The organism is Clostridium sp. AM25-23AC (genome assembly GCF_003435125.1).
In the GTDB taxonomy this organism is placed as follows: domain Bacteria; phylum Bacillota; class Clostridia; order Lachnospirales; family Lachnospiraceae; genus Pilosibacter; species Pilosibacter fragilis.
Map to the genome: position 1 here is coordinate 1 of NZ_QWGI01000098.1, position 772 is coordinate 772.

Annotated in this window: 1 protein-coding gene and 1 pseudogene; both read left to right on the forward strand. The window is 45.2% G+C overall.

All coding sequences use genetic code 11. The features are described 5' to 3' along the window. A pseudogene (locus tag DW677_RS19035) lies at positions 1–142 on the forward strand (sugar O-acetyltransferase); the annotation flags it as partial. A 246-nt stretch (positions 143–388) separates the two neighbouring features. Further along, positions 389–712, forward strand: a complete 324-nt coding sequence (locus DW677_RS18095; RefSeq protein WP_004613237.1) for a hypothetical protein — start codon at positions 389–391, stop codon at positions 710–712. The last annotated feature ends 60 nt before the right edge of the window (positions 713–772 follow it).

Consider the following 772-nt stretch of genomic DNA (forward strand, 5'->3'; position numbering starts at 1 on the left):
CGGGGCAGGCTCGGTTATCGGGGCGGGAAGCGTCGTCACCCATGACATTCCCGCCGGTGTCATCGCTGCGGGGGTGCCCTGCAAGGTGATCCGCCCCATTACCGAAAAAGATAAGTTCAAGCCGGAGGATATTCTGTTCTGAGAAATTCAGATCGGAAACGCTGAAAAAACATACGCACAAGCTCTCCGGGGACATTTTTGGTTTTCGCCATGCTTTCCTGCGGGGAGAAGGCATGGTATACTGGGAACGACAATTCGGAATTGACCGAGCTCTTTGAGCGAGGGATACTTCTTGTCCGAAGGGCAAGAAGGTGGGCGTAAAAAAGATTAGAACAATCGGGATTTATCAGAAAATGAGGAATAGTTGAAATGGAGGCGCTATAATAACATGAAGATTGAAGGGAACCAGAAAGAACTGGATGCAATGGTAGAATTTCATAAGGGAAATCGTGTCGAGGGACTGAGACTGCAAGAAGAATTTGCAGCGGAATTTCGTAAGGAGTATAAAGACAAAGATCACTGTCCCTGCCTGAAAGCCTGTCGTTATCACGGAAACTGTAAGGAATGTGTAGCAATCCACAGAGCGCATCAGGAACATGTTCCTAATTGTATGCGACCATTGATTAATAAAAAATTGAAATTGATGTCAGAATTAACAGAGCATACCTTGGCAAATGAAATAGAAGCTCCACATGAGATTTTAAGAAAATAGGCAAGTCAAATTCCGATTAATCGATGCCAAAAGGACAAAACAGTATATCGCGGAGGCGAT

Excerpts from the sequence above, each read along its gene's own strand:
- DW677_RS18095 (WP_004613237.1), top strand. The coding sequence starts at position 389 with ATGAAGATTGAAGGGAACCAGAAAGAACTGGATGCAATGGTAGAATTT.